The sequence below is a fragment of the Clostridium polyendosporum genome (assembly GCF_018332455.1).
GTDB classification, from domain to species: domain Bacteria; phylum Bacillota; class Clostridia; order Clostridiales; family Clostridiaceae; genus Clostridium_AY; species Clostridium_AY polyendosporum.
The window spans coordinates 22,706-38,791 of sequence record NZ_BOPZ01000014.1; the positions used below are offsets into that span (position 1 = coordinate 22,706).

General features: G+C 30.3%; 12 protein-coding genes and 1 tRNA gene. All 13 read left to right on the top strand.

Annotated features, from left to right (window positions below):
- The first annotated feature begins 25 nt into the window (after positions 1-25).
- Positions 26-101, top strand: a tRNA-Trp gene (locus tag CPJCM30710_RS09195).
- 589 nt (positions 102-690) lie between these two features.
- On the top strand, positions 691-2,580 hold the full coding sequence (cooS, locus tag CPJCM30710_RS09200) for an anaerobic carbon-monoxide dehydrogenase catalytic subunit (RefSeq protein ID WP_212903881.1): 1,890 nt from the start codon (positions 691-693) through the stop codon (positions 2,578-2,580).
- 17 nt (positions 2,581-2,597) lie between these two features.
- Positions 2,598-3,047 (top strand): 4Fe-4S dicluster domain-containing protein, encoded by a 450-nt coding sequence (locus tag CPJCM30710_RS09205; protein ID WP_212903882.1) that lies wholly within the window; start codon positions 2,598-2,600, stop codon positions 3,045-3,047.
- Entirely contained in the window at positions 3,047-4,276 is a 1,230-nt protein-coding gene (locus CPJCM30710_RS09210; protein ID WP_212903883.1) for an NAD(P)/FAD-dependent oxidoreductase, read from the top strand. Before CPJCM30710_RS09205 ends, CPJCM30710_RS09210 begins: the two co-directional genes overlap by 1 nt.
- Positions 4,277-4,585: 309 nt before the next feature.
- Positions 4,586-4,774 (top strand): alpha/beta-type small acid-soluble spore protein, encoded by a 189-nt coding sequence (locus CPJCM30710_RS09215; RefSeq protein ID WP_212903884.1) that lies wholly within the window; start codon positions 4,586-4,588, stop codon positions 4,772-4,774.
- A 234-nt stretch (positions 4,775-5,008) separates the two neighbouring features.
- A complete protein-coding gene (locus CPJCM30710_RS09220; protein WP_212903885.1) occupies positions 5,009-5,227 on the top strand; it encodes a hypothetical protein in 219 nt (72 codons plus the stop codon).
- Between the two features lie 168 nt (positions 5,228-5,395).
- Positions 5,396-6,538, top strand: a complete 1,143-nt coding sequence (locus CPJCM30710_RS09225; protein ID WP_212903886.1) for a metallophosphoesterase family protein — start codon at positions 5,396-5,398, stop codon at positions 6,536-6,538.
- Positions 6,528-9,308, top strand: a complete 2,781-nt coding sequence (locus CPJCM30710_RS09230) for an ATP-binding protein (protein ID WP_212903887.1) — start codon at positions 6,528-6,530, stop codon at positions 9,306-9,308. The genes CPJCM30710_RS09225 and CPJCM30710_RS09230 overlap by 11 nt, the downstream gene beginning before the upstream one ends.
- A 126-nt stretch (positions 9,309-9,434) precedes the next feature.
- On the top strand, positions 9,435-10,709 hold the full coding sequence (locus CPJCM30710_RS09235; RefSeq protein ID WP_212903888.1) for a CapA family protein: 1,275 nt from the start codon (positions 9,435-9,437) through the stop codon (positions 10,707-10,709).
- 236 nt (positions 10,710-10,945) lie between these two features.
- Complete coding sequence (locus CPJCM30710_RS09240; protein WP_212903889.1) at positions 10,946-11,827, top strand: metal ABC transporter solute-binding protein, Zn/Mn family; 882 nt, start codon at positions 10,946-10,948, stop codon at positions 11,825-11,827.
- A 296-nt stretch (positions 11,828-12,123) separates the two neighbouring features.
- Positions 12,124-13,920 (top strand): MutS family DNA mismatch repair protein, encoded by a 1,797-nt coding sequence (locus CPJCM30710_RS09245; RefSeq protein ID WP_212903890.1) that lies wholly within the window; start codon positions 12,124-12,126, stop codon positions 13,918-13,920.
- Positions 13,921-13,959: 39 nt separating this feature from the next.
- Positions 13,960-14,100 (top strand): hypothetical protein, encoded by a 141-nt coding sequence (locus tag CPJCM30710_RS09250; RefSeq protein ID WP_212903891.1) that lies wholly within the window; start codon positions 13,960-13,962, stop codon positions 14,098-14,100.
- A complete protein-coding gene (locus CPJCM30710_RS09255; RefSeq protein WP_212903892.1) occupies positions 14,075-15,820 on the top strand; it encodes a DUF262 domain-containing protein in 1,746 nt (581 codons plus the stop codon). Before CPJCM30710_RS09250 ends, CPJCM30710_RS09255 begins: the two co-directional genes overlap by 26 nt.
- Positions 15,821-16,086 lie beyond the last annotated feature (266 nt).

The window sequence follows — 16,086 nt, forward strand, 5'->3', positions numbered from 1 at the left end:
AGTATAATATATTCTGTTAATGTAAAGGGGTATAGCTCAATTGGTAGAGTAGCGGTCTCCAAAACCGTTGGTTGCGGGTTCGATTCCTGCTGCCCCTGCCAAACAACTTAGAAACGTGAGAATGAAGAGTTCTAGCGGATTTTATAATCTGTTAGGACTCTTTTCCTTTATCTCTAAAATAGCTTTAATCCGTTGATGTGATTTACTTCTAAAATTTTACAAAGTGAGGAGTATCAATGCTTATAAAGAAAATAGTAGTTTAGATATTTTAGTATTAGAGAATATCTGTATTTCTTTTTCTTCTGCCTCCTTTTTTGTTTTGCCGTAGAATTCTTTTCTGATTAGTTTTCCTTTACTGTCTCTTGAAATTGTTTAGTCTAAATTAATATTGTTCTAAATATGCATAAAATAAGTGTTTAAACACAATTCCTATAGCCTAAAATATGGCTTTTTAATGATGTGAAACTTAAGATAAAAATTATCAATGGAAAAATGTTATTAATAAAACATAAGTTTTTGATAATAAACAGTTGACATTACCAATAAAAAGGTATATATTAAAACTATACTAATTTTGTATACTTTGTTTAATAAATTACTATAATTATTAAATTTCTTTAGGCAAATATGTGCCCATAATTTAAAAAATAAAATGATACTAAAAAAATATATTATTAAGGGGGATTTGTTATGTCAATGTGTGGAAATTGTACAACATGCCAATCAGCAGATAAGGTTCTAGAAGGATTTATAGGCTCTATGAATATGGAGACTTCTCATCATAGAGTGGAAAATCAAAAGATAAAATGTGGATTTGGACAACAAGGTGTATGCTGTAGACTATGTGCTAATGGACCCTGTAGAATAACTCCAAAATCACCAAGAGGAGTATGTGGAGCTAATGCAGATACTATAGTTGCAAGAAACTTTTTAAGATCTGTATCATCAGGAGCTGCTTGCTATCTCCATGTTATTGAAAATACTGCATTAAACCTAAAATCTATAGGTGAAACTAATGGAACCATAAAGGGAGTTAACGCTTTAAATAGAGTAGCTGAAATTTTCAATATAGAAGAAGAGGATATGCATAAAAAAGCAGTTTTAGTAGCTGAAAAAGTCCTTAGTGATATATACAAGCCTAGATATGAAAAAATGGAGCTTGTAGAAAAAATGGCTTACAAACCTAGAGTAGAAAATTGGAAAAAGTTAAATATAATGCCTGGTGGAGCCAAAGCAGAAGTATTTGATGCTGTAGTTAAAACGTCTACAAATCTAAGTAGTGATCCAGTAGATATGCTATTACACTGTTTAAATCTTGGAATATCTACAGGACTTTATGGACTTACACTTACAAATCTACTTAACGATGTTATGCTTGGAGAACCTGTAATAAGACCAGCTAAAGTAGGTTTTAAAGTTGTAGATACTGATTATATAAACATAATGATTACTGGACATCAACATTCTACAATATCCCACCTACAAGACGTGTTAAATGATGAAAAGATGGTGGAAAAAGCTAAAAAAGCTGGTGCAAAGGGCTTTAAACTTGTTGGATGTACTTGTGTAGGACAGGATCTACAATTAAGAGGAGAACATTACAAAGAAATATTCTCAGGTCATGCTGGGAACAACTTTACAAGCGAAGCATTAATAGCAACTGGCGGAGTAGACATAATAGTTTCAGAATTTAACTGTACACTTCCAGGTATTGAACCTATTGTTGATGAATTTATGGTTAAAATGATATGTTTAGATGATGTAGCAAAGAAAGCAAATGCTGAGTACATACAATACTCATTTGAAAATAGAGAAGAAATAAGTAGCTATATTATAGATGAAGCTGTTAAGAGTTACACCTCTAGAAGAGATAAAATTACAATGAATATACCAAAGGATCATGGTTATGATGATGTAATAACTGGAGTTAGTGAACAATCTCTTAAAAATTTCCTTGGTGGAACTTGGGAACCTCTTGTGGACTTAATTGCATCAGGAAAAATTAAAGGAGTAGCGGGAGTGGTTGGATGTTCAAACCTTACTGCTAAAGGTCATGATATATTTACTGTGGAATTAACTAAAGAGCTTATAAAGAGAGATATAATAGTTCTTTCAGCTGGATGTTCCAGTGGTGGACTTGAAAACGTAGGTTTAATGTCTCCAGCAGCTGCAGAACTTGCAGGAGAAAATTTAAAAGAAGTATGTAAGAGCTTAGGAATACCTCCTGTATTAAACTTTGGACCATGTCTTGCAATAGGAAGACTTGAATTAGTCGCAACAGAGCTTGCTGAATTTTTAGGAATAGATATTCCTCAGCTTCCACTAGTATTATCTGCACCACAATGGCTAGAAGAGCAAGCTTTAGCTGACGGAGCTTTTGGATTAGCTCTTGGACTTCCACTTCACCTTGCAATACCTCCTTTTATAACAGGAAGTAAGGTAGTAACAAAAGTTCTTACAGAGGATCTTGAAACCTTAACAGGTGGGAAACTTATACTTGAAGATGATGTAATAAAAGCAGCTGATAAGCTTGAAGAAATTGTAGTTAATAAAAGACAAGAATTAGGTCTTAAATTATAGATTGGTGGTGTGCTTTTATGAAGAGAATTATGATAAATAAGGAATTGTGTATTTCTTGTTTAAACTGTTACATTGCCTGTGCTGCAGAGCACAATGACAGTGGTAAGTCTATGCTGGATGTAGATCTTGAAAATATTAAAAATGAAGGAAGAAACCATATTGCTTTAGATGGTACAGGGAAACCAGTTCCTATATTCTGCCGCCACTGTGACGAACCAGAGTGTGTTACTACCTGTATGAGTGGTGCCATGACTAAGAATAAGGATACCGGTGTGGTCTCTTATGATAAAGAAAAATGTGCTTCATGCTTTATGTGTGTAATGTCCTGTCCTTATGGAGTATTAAAACCTGATACAGAAACTAAAAAAGTTGTAGTGAAATGTGACTTATGTAATGGGAGAGAGGTCCCAAGATGTGTGGAAAACTGTCCAACTGGTGCAATATATATTCAGGAGGTGAATGTATAATGAAGTATGTAATAATAGGAGCTAGTGCTGCTGGAGTTAATGCTGCAAAAACTCTAAGAGAATTAGACAATTCCAGTGAAATTACAGTTATATCAAAGGACACTAATGTATATTCAAGATGCATGCTTCATCATGTGATTGGTGGTAGAAGGAATTTAGAAAAAATTTCATTTGTAGATAAAGATTTTTTTTCTAAATACCGCGTAACATGGATAAAAAACAAAAGCATTATAGATATTAATATAGATAAAAGAGAACTTGTGTTAGAGGATAATTCAGCAGAAAAATATGATAAACTTTTAATAGCTTCAGGAGCTTCCTCCTTTATTCCACCAGTTAAAAATCTAAGAGAAGCTAAAAGGGTTTACTCCTTAAGAGATTATGATGATGTATTAAATATTGAAGAAGGAATAAAAGTATCGAAGAAAGCAGTAATATTAGGAGCAGGACTTGTAGGCATAGATGCTGCGATAGGTCTTATGGAAAGAGATATAAGTCTATCAATTGTAGAGATGGGGGACAGAATACTTCCTCTTCAATTAGATAAAAAAGCAGCTAATAGATACCAAAAGCTTTTAAAGGATAAAAATATAGAAATATATACTTCAGTAAAGTTAGAAGAAGTAATATTAAAAGAAGGCGGATTTGTAGATAAGGTAAAGCTTTCAGATGGAACTGAAATAGAATGTGACATGATAGTTGTAGCTGCTGGAGTTAGACCCAATGTAGGCTTTATAAAAAATGAAAGTATAAAAATTGAAAGAGGTATTGTAGTGGATAATACATGCAGTACTTCAGCTAAGGATGTTTATGCTGCAGGAGATGTAACCTTTACTGCTCCAATTTGGCCCATTGCGGTAAAACAGGGCATTGTTGCTGCATACAATATGACTGGACATAAAAAATATCTTGAGGATACCTTTGCTTTAAGAAACTCTATGAACTTCTTAGGATTAGAATGTGTGTCCTTAGGTATTGTAGAAGCTCCAGACAACAGCTATGTTGTAGATATTATTGAGACAGAAGATGTTTATAAAAAAATAATTCATAAGGATGGAATAGTATATGGAGCAATTTTGGTAGGAGATATATCTTATTGTGGAGTATTGCAGTATATTGTAAAGAATAAAATAGATATATCAAATATAAATAAGAACATTTTCAAAATAGACTACTCTGACTTTTTCAGTATAAAGGAAGATGGTCAATTTAAATATAAGGCTTTATAATTTAAAAATGGGCTGTCCTAAAAATATATTTGGGATAGCTTCTTTTTTTCTACTATTTTATAAATTCAGTTATGCATTTGTTAGTATATTATATTTAATGTCATATACTACACTTTGTAAAAATAAACCAATATATGTAAAATAAGTAAATAATACAATAAGTAAAAATAAAAAATACCTTAATTGGATTAAATTACATAGATTAATAACTTCTCTTTTGGTTAAGATAATAGTGTAAACATCAGAAGCAATCAGAAATCAAGATTGTGGTGTTTATGTACCACTTCTAAGCCAAAGGAGGAATCGGTGATGGCAAGATCAAGAATGTTAGTTCCCGAAGCAAAACAGGGTCTATCAAGATTTAAGACAGAAGTAGCAAGAGAACTAGGCGTTCCATTTTCTGAGTATAATGGAGATCTTACTGCAAGACAATGTGGTTCCGTAGGTGGCGAAATGGTAAAAAGAATGGTAGAAGAATATGAAAGCCACTTAAAGTAGAAAAAGGCGCGAGACACTACTTATTTTAGAGCCTTGTTCTAATCCGAAGTGTGATCAACTAACGTAATCACGCAAGAAGAAAGGGGCATTACTTATGAGTGAGGATGTACCACCAGAAAGGCTGTAGTATTCTAATACCGGGAGGCACAATAGATATTGTGCCTCTTTTTAAATAATAGTAATGTATTTAGTTTATAAAATTCTCCACATATCAGAAACAAGGAGGAATAAGCCATGGGATGGAAAAACGGAACTGTTACTTTTGATGATGGAACAACTTATCCAGGTGAATTTTTAATTAACGATGACGGTAGTATTTATAATATGAAGGTATTTAAAGATGGTACTGCCATTAAAGAAATAAATGTAGAAGAGTTTGCTTCAAAACTTGGAAAAACTGTACAAGAAGTTTATCCATACAAGGTTGAATTAGGAAAAACTTTATATAAGTAATAAGTTAAGGAGGCTGTAGAGCCTCTTTTATTTATTGTTATTTTCTGTTAAAATCAGAACAAGAGTTCAATTGAGGAAAAATATTAAACTTGAGCTAGTTCTGTAAGTTTTAACTGAAATTATTTTGAAAAATTACAAATTTGAGTGATGTGCGGCAAGGTGATTAAAGTGAATAAGATTAAAATACTTCATTGTGGAGACTTACATTTTGATACCCCATTTAGTGAACTTCCACATTCTTTGGCAGAGATTAAGAAGGAAGAATTAAGAGAGATTTTTTCTAATATAATTGATTTCGGTAGAAAAGAAAAAGTTAATTTGATTTTTATAGCAGGAGATTTATTTGATAATTTGCGTGTAACAAAAAGCACTTTGGATTTTATTAGAAAGAAGTTTGAGGAAATAAAAAATATAGGAGTTTTTATTGCAGCAGGAAATCATGATCCTTTCAATAAAAAATCCTTTTATGAGTTGATAGAATGGTCTGAAAATGTTCACATATTTAGTGATACCTTTGAAGCAATAGAAATTGAAGAGTTTGGTACTGTGGTTTATGGTGCTTCTTTTGGTACAAGTTATGTTAAAGAATCAATGCTTAAGAATTTTAAGAGTGAAGAAAAACATAAAAATTTAATAAAGCTTATGATACTTCATGGAGATGTAGCTTCAAGTGAAGGTGGGAATGAATATAATCCAATAACTATTGATGATATAGAAAAGTGTGGAGTTGATTACTTGGCGTTAGGCCATAGACATTTCTTTTCAGGTATAAAAAGAGCTGGTAATACTTATTATGCCTACAGTGGATGTCCTGAAGGAAGAGGTTTTGATGAAACAGGAGATAAGGGAATTATCTTAGGTGAAATAGGAATTAACTATGCAAATTTAAGTTTTATATCAGTTTGTAAGAGAAGGTATTTCATTGAACAAGTAGATGTAACAGATTGTAAGAGTTATGAGGAAATTAAAGAAAGAATCTTATTATCAATTAAAGATAATAAAAAAGAAGAAAATCTTTATAAGATAGTTTTAAAGGGCGAACTTACAGAGGATTTTATAATAAATTTAGATGTTTTACAAGAAAAGCTTAAGAATTATTTTTATTTTTTTAAAATGGAAGATAATACTTCATTAAAAATTGATTTTGATGAACTTTCAAGGGAATTTTCAATAAAAGGAATATATGCTAGAAAATTGTTGAAAAGCATAAAGGAAGAATCAAACGAAGAAACAAAGAAGATATTAACTCTTGCCTTAAAGCTTGGTATACAAAGTCTTTCAGAGGGAGATGTGAGACTGGATGAAAATTAAAAGTATAAGAGTAAAAAGTTTTGGAAAGCTTAAGGACACAGAAATATACTTTAAAGAAGGAATAAACATCGTTTATGGTGCTAATGAATCAGGAAAAAGTACTCTACAATCTTTTATAAAAGCATCGTTATATGGGTTAAATAGTAAAAGAAGTAAAGATATTAAGACTAATGATAGGATGAAATTTCTTTCTCTTAAGAGTGGAAAAGGAGAAGGAGAGCTACATATTGAATATGATGGCCGAGGATATATTATAAAAAGAAAATTTGGAACTACAAAGAAAGAAGATGAAGTTAAAGTTTTAGATGAGATAACAGGAGAAGAAATAAAAGATTTTATTTTTGATGATATTGGAAAAAAGTTTTTAGAAATAAACGCTACCTCTTTTGAAAATACTCTTTTCATAAAGCAGTTAGGAGGAGGGGTAACTAGTAGTAAGTATGATGAAGTGATGCATAAAATCACCAATGCTTTTCAGAGTGGTGATGAAAATGTATCCTTTCAAAGAGCACTTCTTTCTCTAGAGGGACTTAAAAAGCAGCTAACTACTCAAAGAAAAAATGGTAAATTGGATAATTTAAAGATAAGATTACACAATTTAACAGAAGAAAGAATGGAAGCTTTGAGGATTTCAGAGGATAATATAGAGAGTGAAAGAGCTCTTATAGATCTTAAGGAACATAGAACTTTTCTCCAAAAGGAGATAAAAAGACTTGAACTTTATAAAAAGTATTTAAAGAAGATTAAGCTTAAGCAGGAATATAAAGAAATCACAGATTATTTAAAAAAAAGCCAGGAACTCAAAAAAAAACAGGAAGAAGTGGATTGTTCATTAAGAACTGAACAAGGTATTATAAACTTTGACTTTGTTGATAACATTCAAGAGGAAATATCTGTTTTTTTTAGTCTTATGGATGTTTATGGAGAGAGAAAAAAAGAGGAAGAACAGCTGTTAGAAAAGCTTTCTGAAAAAGAAAAAGTATTTTTAGCGTTTGGACCTTTTAATAGTTTTGAAGAAGATATGGAACAAAAGATCATGAAGATTTCTATGGAAAATGATATTGTTGAAGAAAAGCTTAAGACTTTAAGTCAAATTAAACAGGAAATAGAACAATTACACAAAGAACTAGAGGATAAGAAAGATTTTCTTGGTCAAGGTGCTTTAATAGACGAATTTAGAGAAGAAATAGATATTTTACTATCAGAGTATGAAGATAAATTAAAGGAATTAAAGTTTAGAGTAGAGATAGAATCTATCTTGAGTTATGATGTAGAAAGTGAAAAATATAAACTAAAAAACAAACTTGCAAATAATGAACTGATTACTTTAAGTTGTGGTGCTCTAATTATAATATTATCAGCTTTAGGAATATTTAAGATTGTAGCTCTTCCAGTGACTTTAATTCTATTAATTTTTTCTACAATAGCACTCTTGTTCTCTATTAAAGATAGAATGAATTATATTTTTTTTCTTAAAAAGATAGAAGAAGATAGTATGAAGTTAAAAGGGTTACAATTACTTCAGGATAATATTCACGAAATAGAAGTAAAACTTACTAATTACTTTAATAGAGTGAGAGTAGAGAATTATAGAGATTTTATTATGTTAATAAAAAAATATGATAGATTTAAGGGAGAAATCGAATTTTTAAAAGATAAGATTAGAGATAGGGAAAATAAAAAAAATTTGATGAATGAGAATGAACTTATAAAAGTTTGCAATGAAAATCAGAGAGCTATTAATAGAATATTAACTCTAACTGATTGCAATTCAATAGAACATTTTATTGAAAAGCTTAAGGAGTATAAAAAAATAAAGGAAGAGTGCAAGGAATTAGAGTTTCGGTATAAGGCTCTTAAATCCTCAGTAGATTATCTAGGAACTGATATAGAGGGAAAAAAAGAACTTATATATGAAAGATTAAAAGTCATAAATTTAGAACATTTATCATTAGAAAATATCCCAGAAGAACTTCAAGTTATTAAAAGTAAAATTAAGCAGCGTGAAGAAATTGAGGGAAATCTAAGGAATGTGGAGGAAACGTATAAGATTCTTTTAAAGGATAGAGATTTAGACTTAATTAGTCACGAGCTTGAGGAGATAATAAACGAAAACCTAGAGTATTCTTATGAAAATGAAGAAGATATAGAAAGAGAACTTAAAGAGAAGAATGAAGAGCGTTTAGAATGTGAAAAGAGAATAAAGGATGTGGAACATTCCATTAAAAACAAATTTTTGGGAAGAAGGAAGTTATATGTTATCGAGGAAGATTTAGAGCAGGTTAGAACAGAAATAAAAGAAAACGAGCAAATATTAATGGCTCTTAACATCGCTCAGGAAACTATGAATGAAGCTTTTAAAGAAATTCAAAAAAGTTTTGGTCCCCTCTTGAATAAAAAGGTAGCAGAACACCTCCAAGCTCTTACTGACATGAGATATAATGAGGTTAAAGTATCCGAAAGCTATGAGGTAAGGGTTACTGATCAGGAAGGGCATAATCTTTTACATGTAGATTATTTAAGTAATGGAGCATGGGATCAGGTATACCTTTCTTTAAGGCTTGCACTTATTGATTTAATATTTAGTGATAAAATGGTTCCTATTATACTTGATGATGCTTTTGTGCAATATGATGATGAAAGAATAAAAAGGGTTCTCGAAGAATTATATAAAATTTCTAAAAATAAACAAATCATTATTTTTAGCTGCCAAAAAAGAGAAATGGAGTTTCTAGAGAATAGAGAAAATGTGAATATAATTAGAATATAATGAGAATTAGGTTTGTTCCTAAAAGTACTATACACTTTTAGGACAAACCTTTTTTAGAATTTCATTAAGCAAATATGGTATAATAGTTATTAAATGTAATATATACAAAAAGAAGGTTGATGTGGGATGTATAAAAAATTAATATTATTAATTTTATCTTTAATGATAGGAGTGACACTTTCTGGATGTTTTAATGATCAAGGGAAGAAGACTAAAGAAGGTGATCAGGCTGTTGAAGCAGCGAAGATAAATAGTACTGAGAAATTAGAAGAAGCGAAAGAGGTGGAGGAAGAGAGAGTTGAAACCATAAATCTTTCTTCCGTTGGAGATATTTTGATTCATAATACTGTTTTTTGGGCTGCTTATGATGAAAAAAGCAAGAGTTATGACTTTAAGCCTCAGTTTAAATATGTAAAGAAGTATTTAGAGAAAAGTGATTTAACTATAGCAAATTTAGAGACAACTCTTGGAGGAGCAGAGAGAGCTTATTCAGGATATCCTACATTCAATACACCTGATGAAATTGTTGATGCTCTGAAAGATTCAGGTGTTGATGTTTTAACTGCATCAAATAATCACAGAATGGACACTGGAGAAGCGGGATTCTTTAGAACAGTAAGAGTTGTTAGAGAAAAGGGTCTAGAGATAGTTGGAGTTAAAGCATCGAATGATGAGAAAAGTTATATTATAAAAGATATTAAAGGAATTAAGGTGGGAATTGCAAATTTTTCTTATCAAGATGGAAAAATAAATGGACTAAGAACTGTTAATGGTATTCCAGTGCCTAAGAACATAGATCCTCTTATTGATTTAATAGATTTTTCTAATCTTGATGAAACATATAAAAAACTTGAAAATAGGGTTTCAGAGATGAAAAAGGATGGAGCAGAAGTTCTAGTATTTTCTATGCATTGGGGAAATGAATATCAGAGAACTCAATCAAAAGAGCAGCAGTTGGTAGCTAAAAAGTTAGCAGATCTTGGAGTGGACGTAATTTTTGGAGGACATCCTCATGTGTTAGAGCCTATGGACTTTATACATTCAGATATATCTGGAAAAGATACCTTCATAATATATTCTCAGGGAAATTTCATTTCTTCTCAGAGACAAAGCAGGTATACAGAAGATGGAATTATAGTAAATGTAGCAATAAAAAAGAATTTTAAAACTGGTAAAATAGAAATAACTTATTCAGATTACATGCCTACATGGGTAAAGAAAAGTACAGTTAATGGAAAACTTTCTTATGAAATAATTCCAACTGAAGATGTAATAAATGGTGCAATTATTGCTGGGTTGACTAGTGAAGAAAAGCAGATAATTCAAGAATCTAGTGCTGATACTAAAAAGCTTATGGAGAAATATACTACAAAGTGCTCAGTGGAGCCAGTTTTAAAATAAAAACAATAAAGATGCTGTTCATGTTTTTGATTTCTTACCATTTTAAAAAGTAGAATCTGATTTAAACTGAGTAGGCTTTATGCCTACTCAGTTTTATTTAGGAAACTTGATAAAGATAATTAAATTTACTAATAATTTTTATTAGATACGTATTAAATAACTAAATATTGACAATAATTTTTCTGGGATATATACTTTAAATAGAAATGCAATTCATTTGCAAAAGGAGTGTAAATATGATAAGAAAAATCATTACTTTAATGTGTTCATTAACTCTTTTAACAGGGGTAGTGGGATGTACTAAGCAGGATAAAGAGGAGGAAAGTGGTAAAATTAAGATAATGGTATCAATAAATCCACTTAAGGAATTTGCACAAGCAGTAGGAAAGGAACTAGTAGAGGTTGATACTCTTGTTCCAGAAGGAATGGAGCCTCATGATTTTGAACCAAAGAGTAAGGATTTAGTACAGCTTAATAAATCAGATATTTTTGTTTATAATGGTTTAGGTATGGAGGAATGGCTTGATAAAGTTCTTAGTACTATTCAAGATAAGGATAGAATAAAAATAGTAGATAGTTCAAAGGGAGCGTCAACAATAACTACAGAAGGAAAGATAGATCCACATCTTTGGCTTAGTCTTAAACAAGCTAAAAATCAAGCAGCAAACATAAAAGATGCATTAATTAAAATAGATGAAAAAAATAAAGAACAGTATGAAGGAAACTTTAATGAGTTTGCTTCAAGACTTGATACGCTTTACTATGAAAATGAACAGAGATTTAATAAACTAAAGAATAGAGATTTCGTAACTGGCCATGAAGCTTTTGGATATCTTTGTAGAGATTTTAATTTAACACAAAAAAGTGTTGAAGATGTTTTTGCTGAAGGTGAAGTAACACCTCAAAAGTTTAAAGATCTTGTTCAATTCAGCAAGGAGAATAAAATAGAAACTATCTTTATGGAGGAATTTGCAAGCCCTAAGGTTTCTGAAACCCTCGCAAAGGAAGTTGGAGCTAAGGTAGAAAAGATTTATACCATAGAAAGTAAAGAGGATGGAAGAGATTACGTTGAAAGTATGAAATACAATTTGGATGTTGTTTATAATAGTTTAAAGTAATATATTGGATAACAGATTTAGAATCTTGTAGTGAGTATTAAAAATGCAGTTATTCTTAAATTTTATTCGTTGCTATTTTACAAAGTAAAATCTGGCTAAAAATGAGCAGGCATGGTGCCTGGTCATTTTTATTTTGTGTTGTTAGAAAAGTTGAGATATTAAAATTATATTCTATAGTGTTTTTTACAGGTTAACTAGCTAAGGGCTTAGTTAAATTTTCTATTAATTTTATGATGTAAACGAGTTTATAATATGATAAAATTATTGTAAATATCTTGAAAAGAGGATGATTACTTGTGGACAAAAATTTTTATTATGACAGGATATCTAAAGGAGAAGAAGAGTTTTTAGTGTTGAAAAACTTATGTAATAATCTTAGTATATTAAGACTTATTATATCTATATCTATGGTACTATTTACTATTATTCTTTATAAAATGGATAAAAAAATATATATTGCGTCTGAAATTTTAGGAATGGTTATATTATTTATAATAATTGCATATTTTCATTCACAAAAACTTGAAGAGAAGAAAAGAAAAGAGCTTTATATTGAAGTAAATAAGCAATCACTTCAAAGGATAGAGGGTGAGTGGAAGTATTTCAACGATTGTGGAGAAGATCTGAAAAGTAGTGAACATCCGTTTGTTAATGATCTGGATGTATTTGGTAAAAATTCCTTATTTCAATGGATAAATGCTACAATTACAAGCTTTGGAAGAGAAGTGCTTAGAGAATTATTAAGCTTAAAAGAATTACCAAATAAGAATGAAATTTTAAAAAGACAAGAAGCGTTAAAAGAGCTGGGATGTAAGGTTGATTTTAGGCAGCAGCTTCAGATTGAAGGTAGGTTAAAAGATAATACTTTTGGCAATACATCAACTTTCATACAATGGTCAATGGAAAGGAATGAAAATATTCTTAAAAATTACATGACTATGATGCTTATAGTTTGTCCAGCTGCATTGCTTTCAATAACATTGTTATATTTTATCACTGGAAAAATACCAAGCTCTATACCGTTAGGAATTACATTACTTAATTTTCTGATTCTAAAGCTTGGTACAAAAGAAAGAAATGAAGCTTTAAATATGGTTTATGAGCTCAAAAATAAAATATTTACCTACTTTAGGCTTCTTGAAATAATAGAAAAAGAAGAGTTTAAATGTAAAAAGTTAGTGCAGTTAAAAGATAAGCTGAAAAGTTTAGATCAAAGTAATTTTTCAAGAGAATTGAAAGAACTTAATTCTATAGCAGCAGCTATTATGGATAGGAAAAATATGGTGTACATAGTTATTAATGTAGCTCTTCTTTGGGATTATCACCTTCTTGTAAGACTTGAAAGATGGAGAAGAAAAAATTCAGCTAACATTAATAGATGGTTTAAAACTCTAGGAGAGATAGAAGCATTGTGTAGCTTAGCAAATATAAGTGGAGATCATTATGAATGGACCTATCCTGAAATCACTGATGATTTAATACTCCAAGGAGACGAGATTGGGCATCCACTTTTGGGAGGAAAAGCAGTTAGGAATTCCTTTAACCTTGATAAGGAAAAAAGAATAATGTTAGTAACGGGTTCAAATATGTCAGGAAAAAGTACATTCTTGAGAACGGTTGGGATAAATCTTCTACTTTCATATATGGGAGCTCCAACTTTTTCAAAGAGTTTTAAATGTCCTGTGGTTAATATCTATACATCAATGAGAACAGGAGATAATTTGGAGGAGAACATATCATCATTTTATGCGGAAATACTTAGGGTAAAGATGCTGGTAGAGGCAGTGGAAAGAGGGGAAAGAGTATTCTTCCTACTAGATGAGATTTTTAAAGGAACTAATTCTGCAGATAGGCACACGGGAGCAGAAATACTTATAAGACAGATTAGTGAAAAGAGTGCTATAGGGTTTGTATCAACTCATGATTTGGAACTTTGTGATTTGGAAGGTAAGAATAAATCGGTGATTAATTATAATTTTAGGGAGTATTATAAAGATAATAAAATAAAATTTGATTATAAACTTAGAAGGGGTAGGTCCACTACAAGAAATGCTGTATATCTTATGAAGTTAGCAGGTATTAAAATTAAATAGTTATAGTTTTATGTGAAAAAATTTATAAAGAGGATAACTTTGGACAAATCAATAAATAGTTGGTATAATATTTCTGTTATTTTAGCAGAAAAAGATACTAAAAAAGCCTTTTTGAGGCTTTTTTTATTGATATTAAAATATAGGGGGAATGGCTTTGTTTACGGAAATGATAAAGGCTAAGGAGTATTACATAAAGGATTTATTAAGTGATAAATTTCTTTTTGAAATTCCAGATTATCAAAGAGCATATTCATGGACAAAAGAGAATCTTCAACAACTAATAGATGATATTATTAGTTCTATTGAAGTAAATAAAGAAGAATATGGAGATAATTTTGAAAGTTATGAGCCATATTTTATAGGTAGTATAGTGCTTTGCTCAAAAGAATATAAGGATGATGGCTGGGGATTATATGATGTTATTGATGGACAACAAAGATTAACCTCAATAATTATGTTAATAGCGACTATAAGAGATTTAATAAACAATAATCAATATAAAAATGTACTATCTTCCTTAATATATCAACAGCCAAATGAGCTTATGGGAGTTAAGGAAAGTATAAGAGTAAAGGTTAGGGGTAAGGAACTTGACTTCTTTAAGAAATATGTTTTAGAACTTGGAGGAACTGAAGAAGCATGTACATTAGACGAGGGAGAGCTTAGTGAAGCTAAAACTAATATGTTTACAGCAATCAATGTTTTTAGAAATAGCTTCTTAGACGAAAATGGAGAAGTATTGCATGAAAGAGTAAATGAGTTTATAAAATATATTCTCCAAAAAGTTGTACTAGTAGTAATAACTACAGATTCCTTTACTTCCGCGTTTAGATTATTTAACGTAATAAATGCTAGAGGACTTCCTCTTACTAATGCTGACCTTCTTAAGAGTGAAAACTTAAGAGTTATAGATGAAGAAATAAGAAATAAATACACAGACATGTGGGAAACAGATGAACAAGATGTAGGTAAGGAAAGACTTGAAAAAATAATAAGCTTTATAAGAGCGATGAAGCTTAAGAAGAAGGCTTCAACAACTATATTTGAAGAATTCAATAAGAAAATTTTTGTTCAAGAACCTGAATATAGGGGAGTTAATTTTGTAGAACATCTTAATAAAGTAAAAACTATATTTGAAAAATATATAGAGGAAGGTGTACTATCCACTGGCGATAAAGAAAAAGATATCTATTATAAAAAACTAGTTTTAGTTATGAAGGACTTTCTTCCTTTTGATGAATGGATGGCTGCAGTAATTAGCTTTGTAGAAAAGTTCAATAATGATAATCTAACCTTTGAGTTTTTAAAAGTTCTTGAGAAGAGAATAACCATTGATTGGATTAATGGAAATTCCTTTGCAGACAGACTTTCAAGAGTATACAGTATTCTTGAAGCTATAGATGCATCATCAATAGGTGAAGACGTACTAAAGAGTGATGTATTTGTTGGTGATTTAGAAAGGACTAGGGTTTACTTTGAGAATTCATTAAATGATATAGAATTCTATAGTAAGGGAAGAATGATGATACCAAAGTATATATTAGTTAGATTAGATATAGAGCTAAGAAGTAAAGATGATATGCAGTATAGTGATAAGATAATGCTTGAGCATATATTACCAAGAAACGCTAAGGATGCATATTGGGTAACTAACTTCTCTACAGAACAGAGAAGAAATTGGGCAAATAGGTTAGGTAACTTGGTTATCATAAACGGAACAAAGAATACAAAGGCAAATAATAAGGCTTTTGCACAGAAAGTGGAACAATACATTTCTAAAAAGGGTGATTTTGCTATAACAAAGGAAATCTTAAATTTTAAGGATTGGGATATAGAAATACTAAAAAGCAGACATAGTGAATTAGTTAAAAGAAGTGTAGAATTATGGACTAATATTTAGTATATACATAAACAACTTTATAACTGAATTGTTTAAGGATGGAAGTCCTACATTAAAAAGGTTAAATTTAAAAGAGAGAATTCCATATTTAATGCCTAAGAATTCAAAATATTTATTTATATCACTAGTAGATAAAGAAGTTGTAATTTTAGGGGTTGTAGTAGGAATAGTAAAGAAAAGATAATTGGTAAATTAGGAAACCTACAATATCCTAATTTACCAATTTTTTCTTAATAGTAAGTGAAATGATTTCTATTTTATGGCAT

Coding starts and splice junctions, on each gene's coding strand:
- cooS (WP_212903881.1), top strand. CDS start 691: ATGTCAATGTGTGGAAATTGTACAACATGCCAATCAGCAGATAAGGTT.
- CPJCM30710_RS09205 (WP_212903882.1), top strand. CDS start 2,598: ATGAAGAGAATTATGATAAATAAGGAATTGTGTATTTCTTGTTTAAAC.
- CPJCM30710_RS09210 (WP_212903883.1), top strand. CDS start 3,047: ATGAAGTATGTAATAATAGGAGCTAGTGCTGCTGGAGTTAATGCTGCA.
- CPJCM30710_RS09215 (WP_212903884.1), top strand. CDS start 4,586: ATGGCAAGATCAAGAATGTTAGTTCCCGAAGCAAAACAGGGTCTATCA.
- CPJCM30710_RS09220 (WP_212903885.1), top strand. CDS start 5,009: ATGGGATGGAAAAACGGAACTGTTACTTTTGATGATGGAACAACTTAT.
- CPJCM30710_RS09230 (WP_212903887.1), top strand. CDS start 6,528: ATGAAAATTAAAAGTATAAGAGTAAAAAGTTTTGGAAAGCTTAAGGAC.
- CPJCM30710_RS09235 (WP_212903888.1), top strand. CDS start 9,435: ATGTATAAAAAATTAATATTATTAATTTTATCTTTAATGATAGGAGTG.
- CPJCM30710_RS09240 (WP_212903889.1), top strand. CDS start 10,946: ATGATAAGAAAAATCATTACTTTAATGTGTTCATTAACTCTTTTAACA.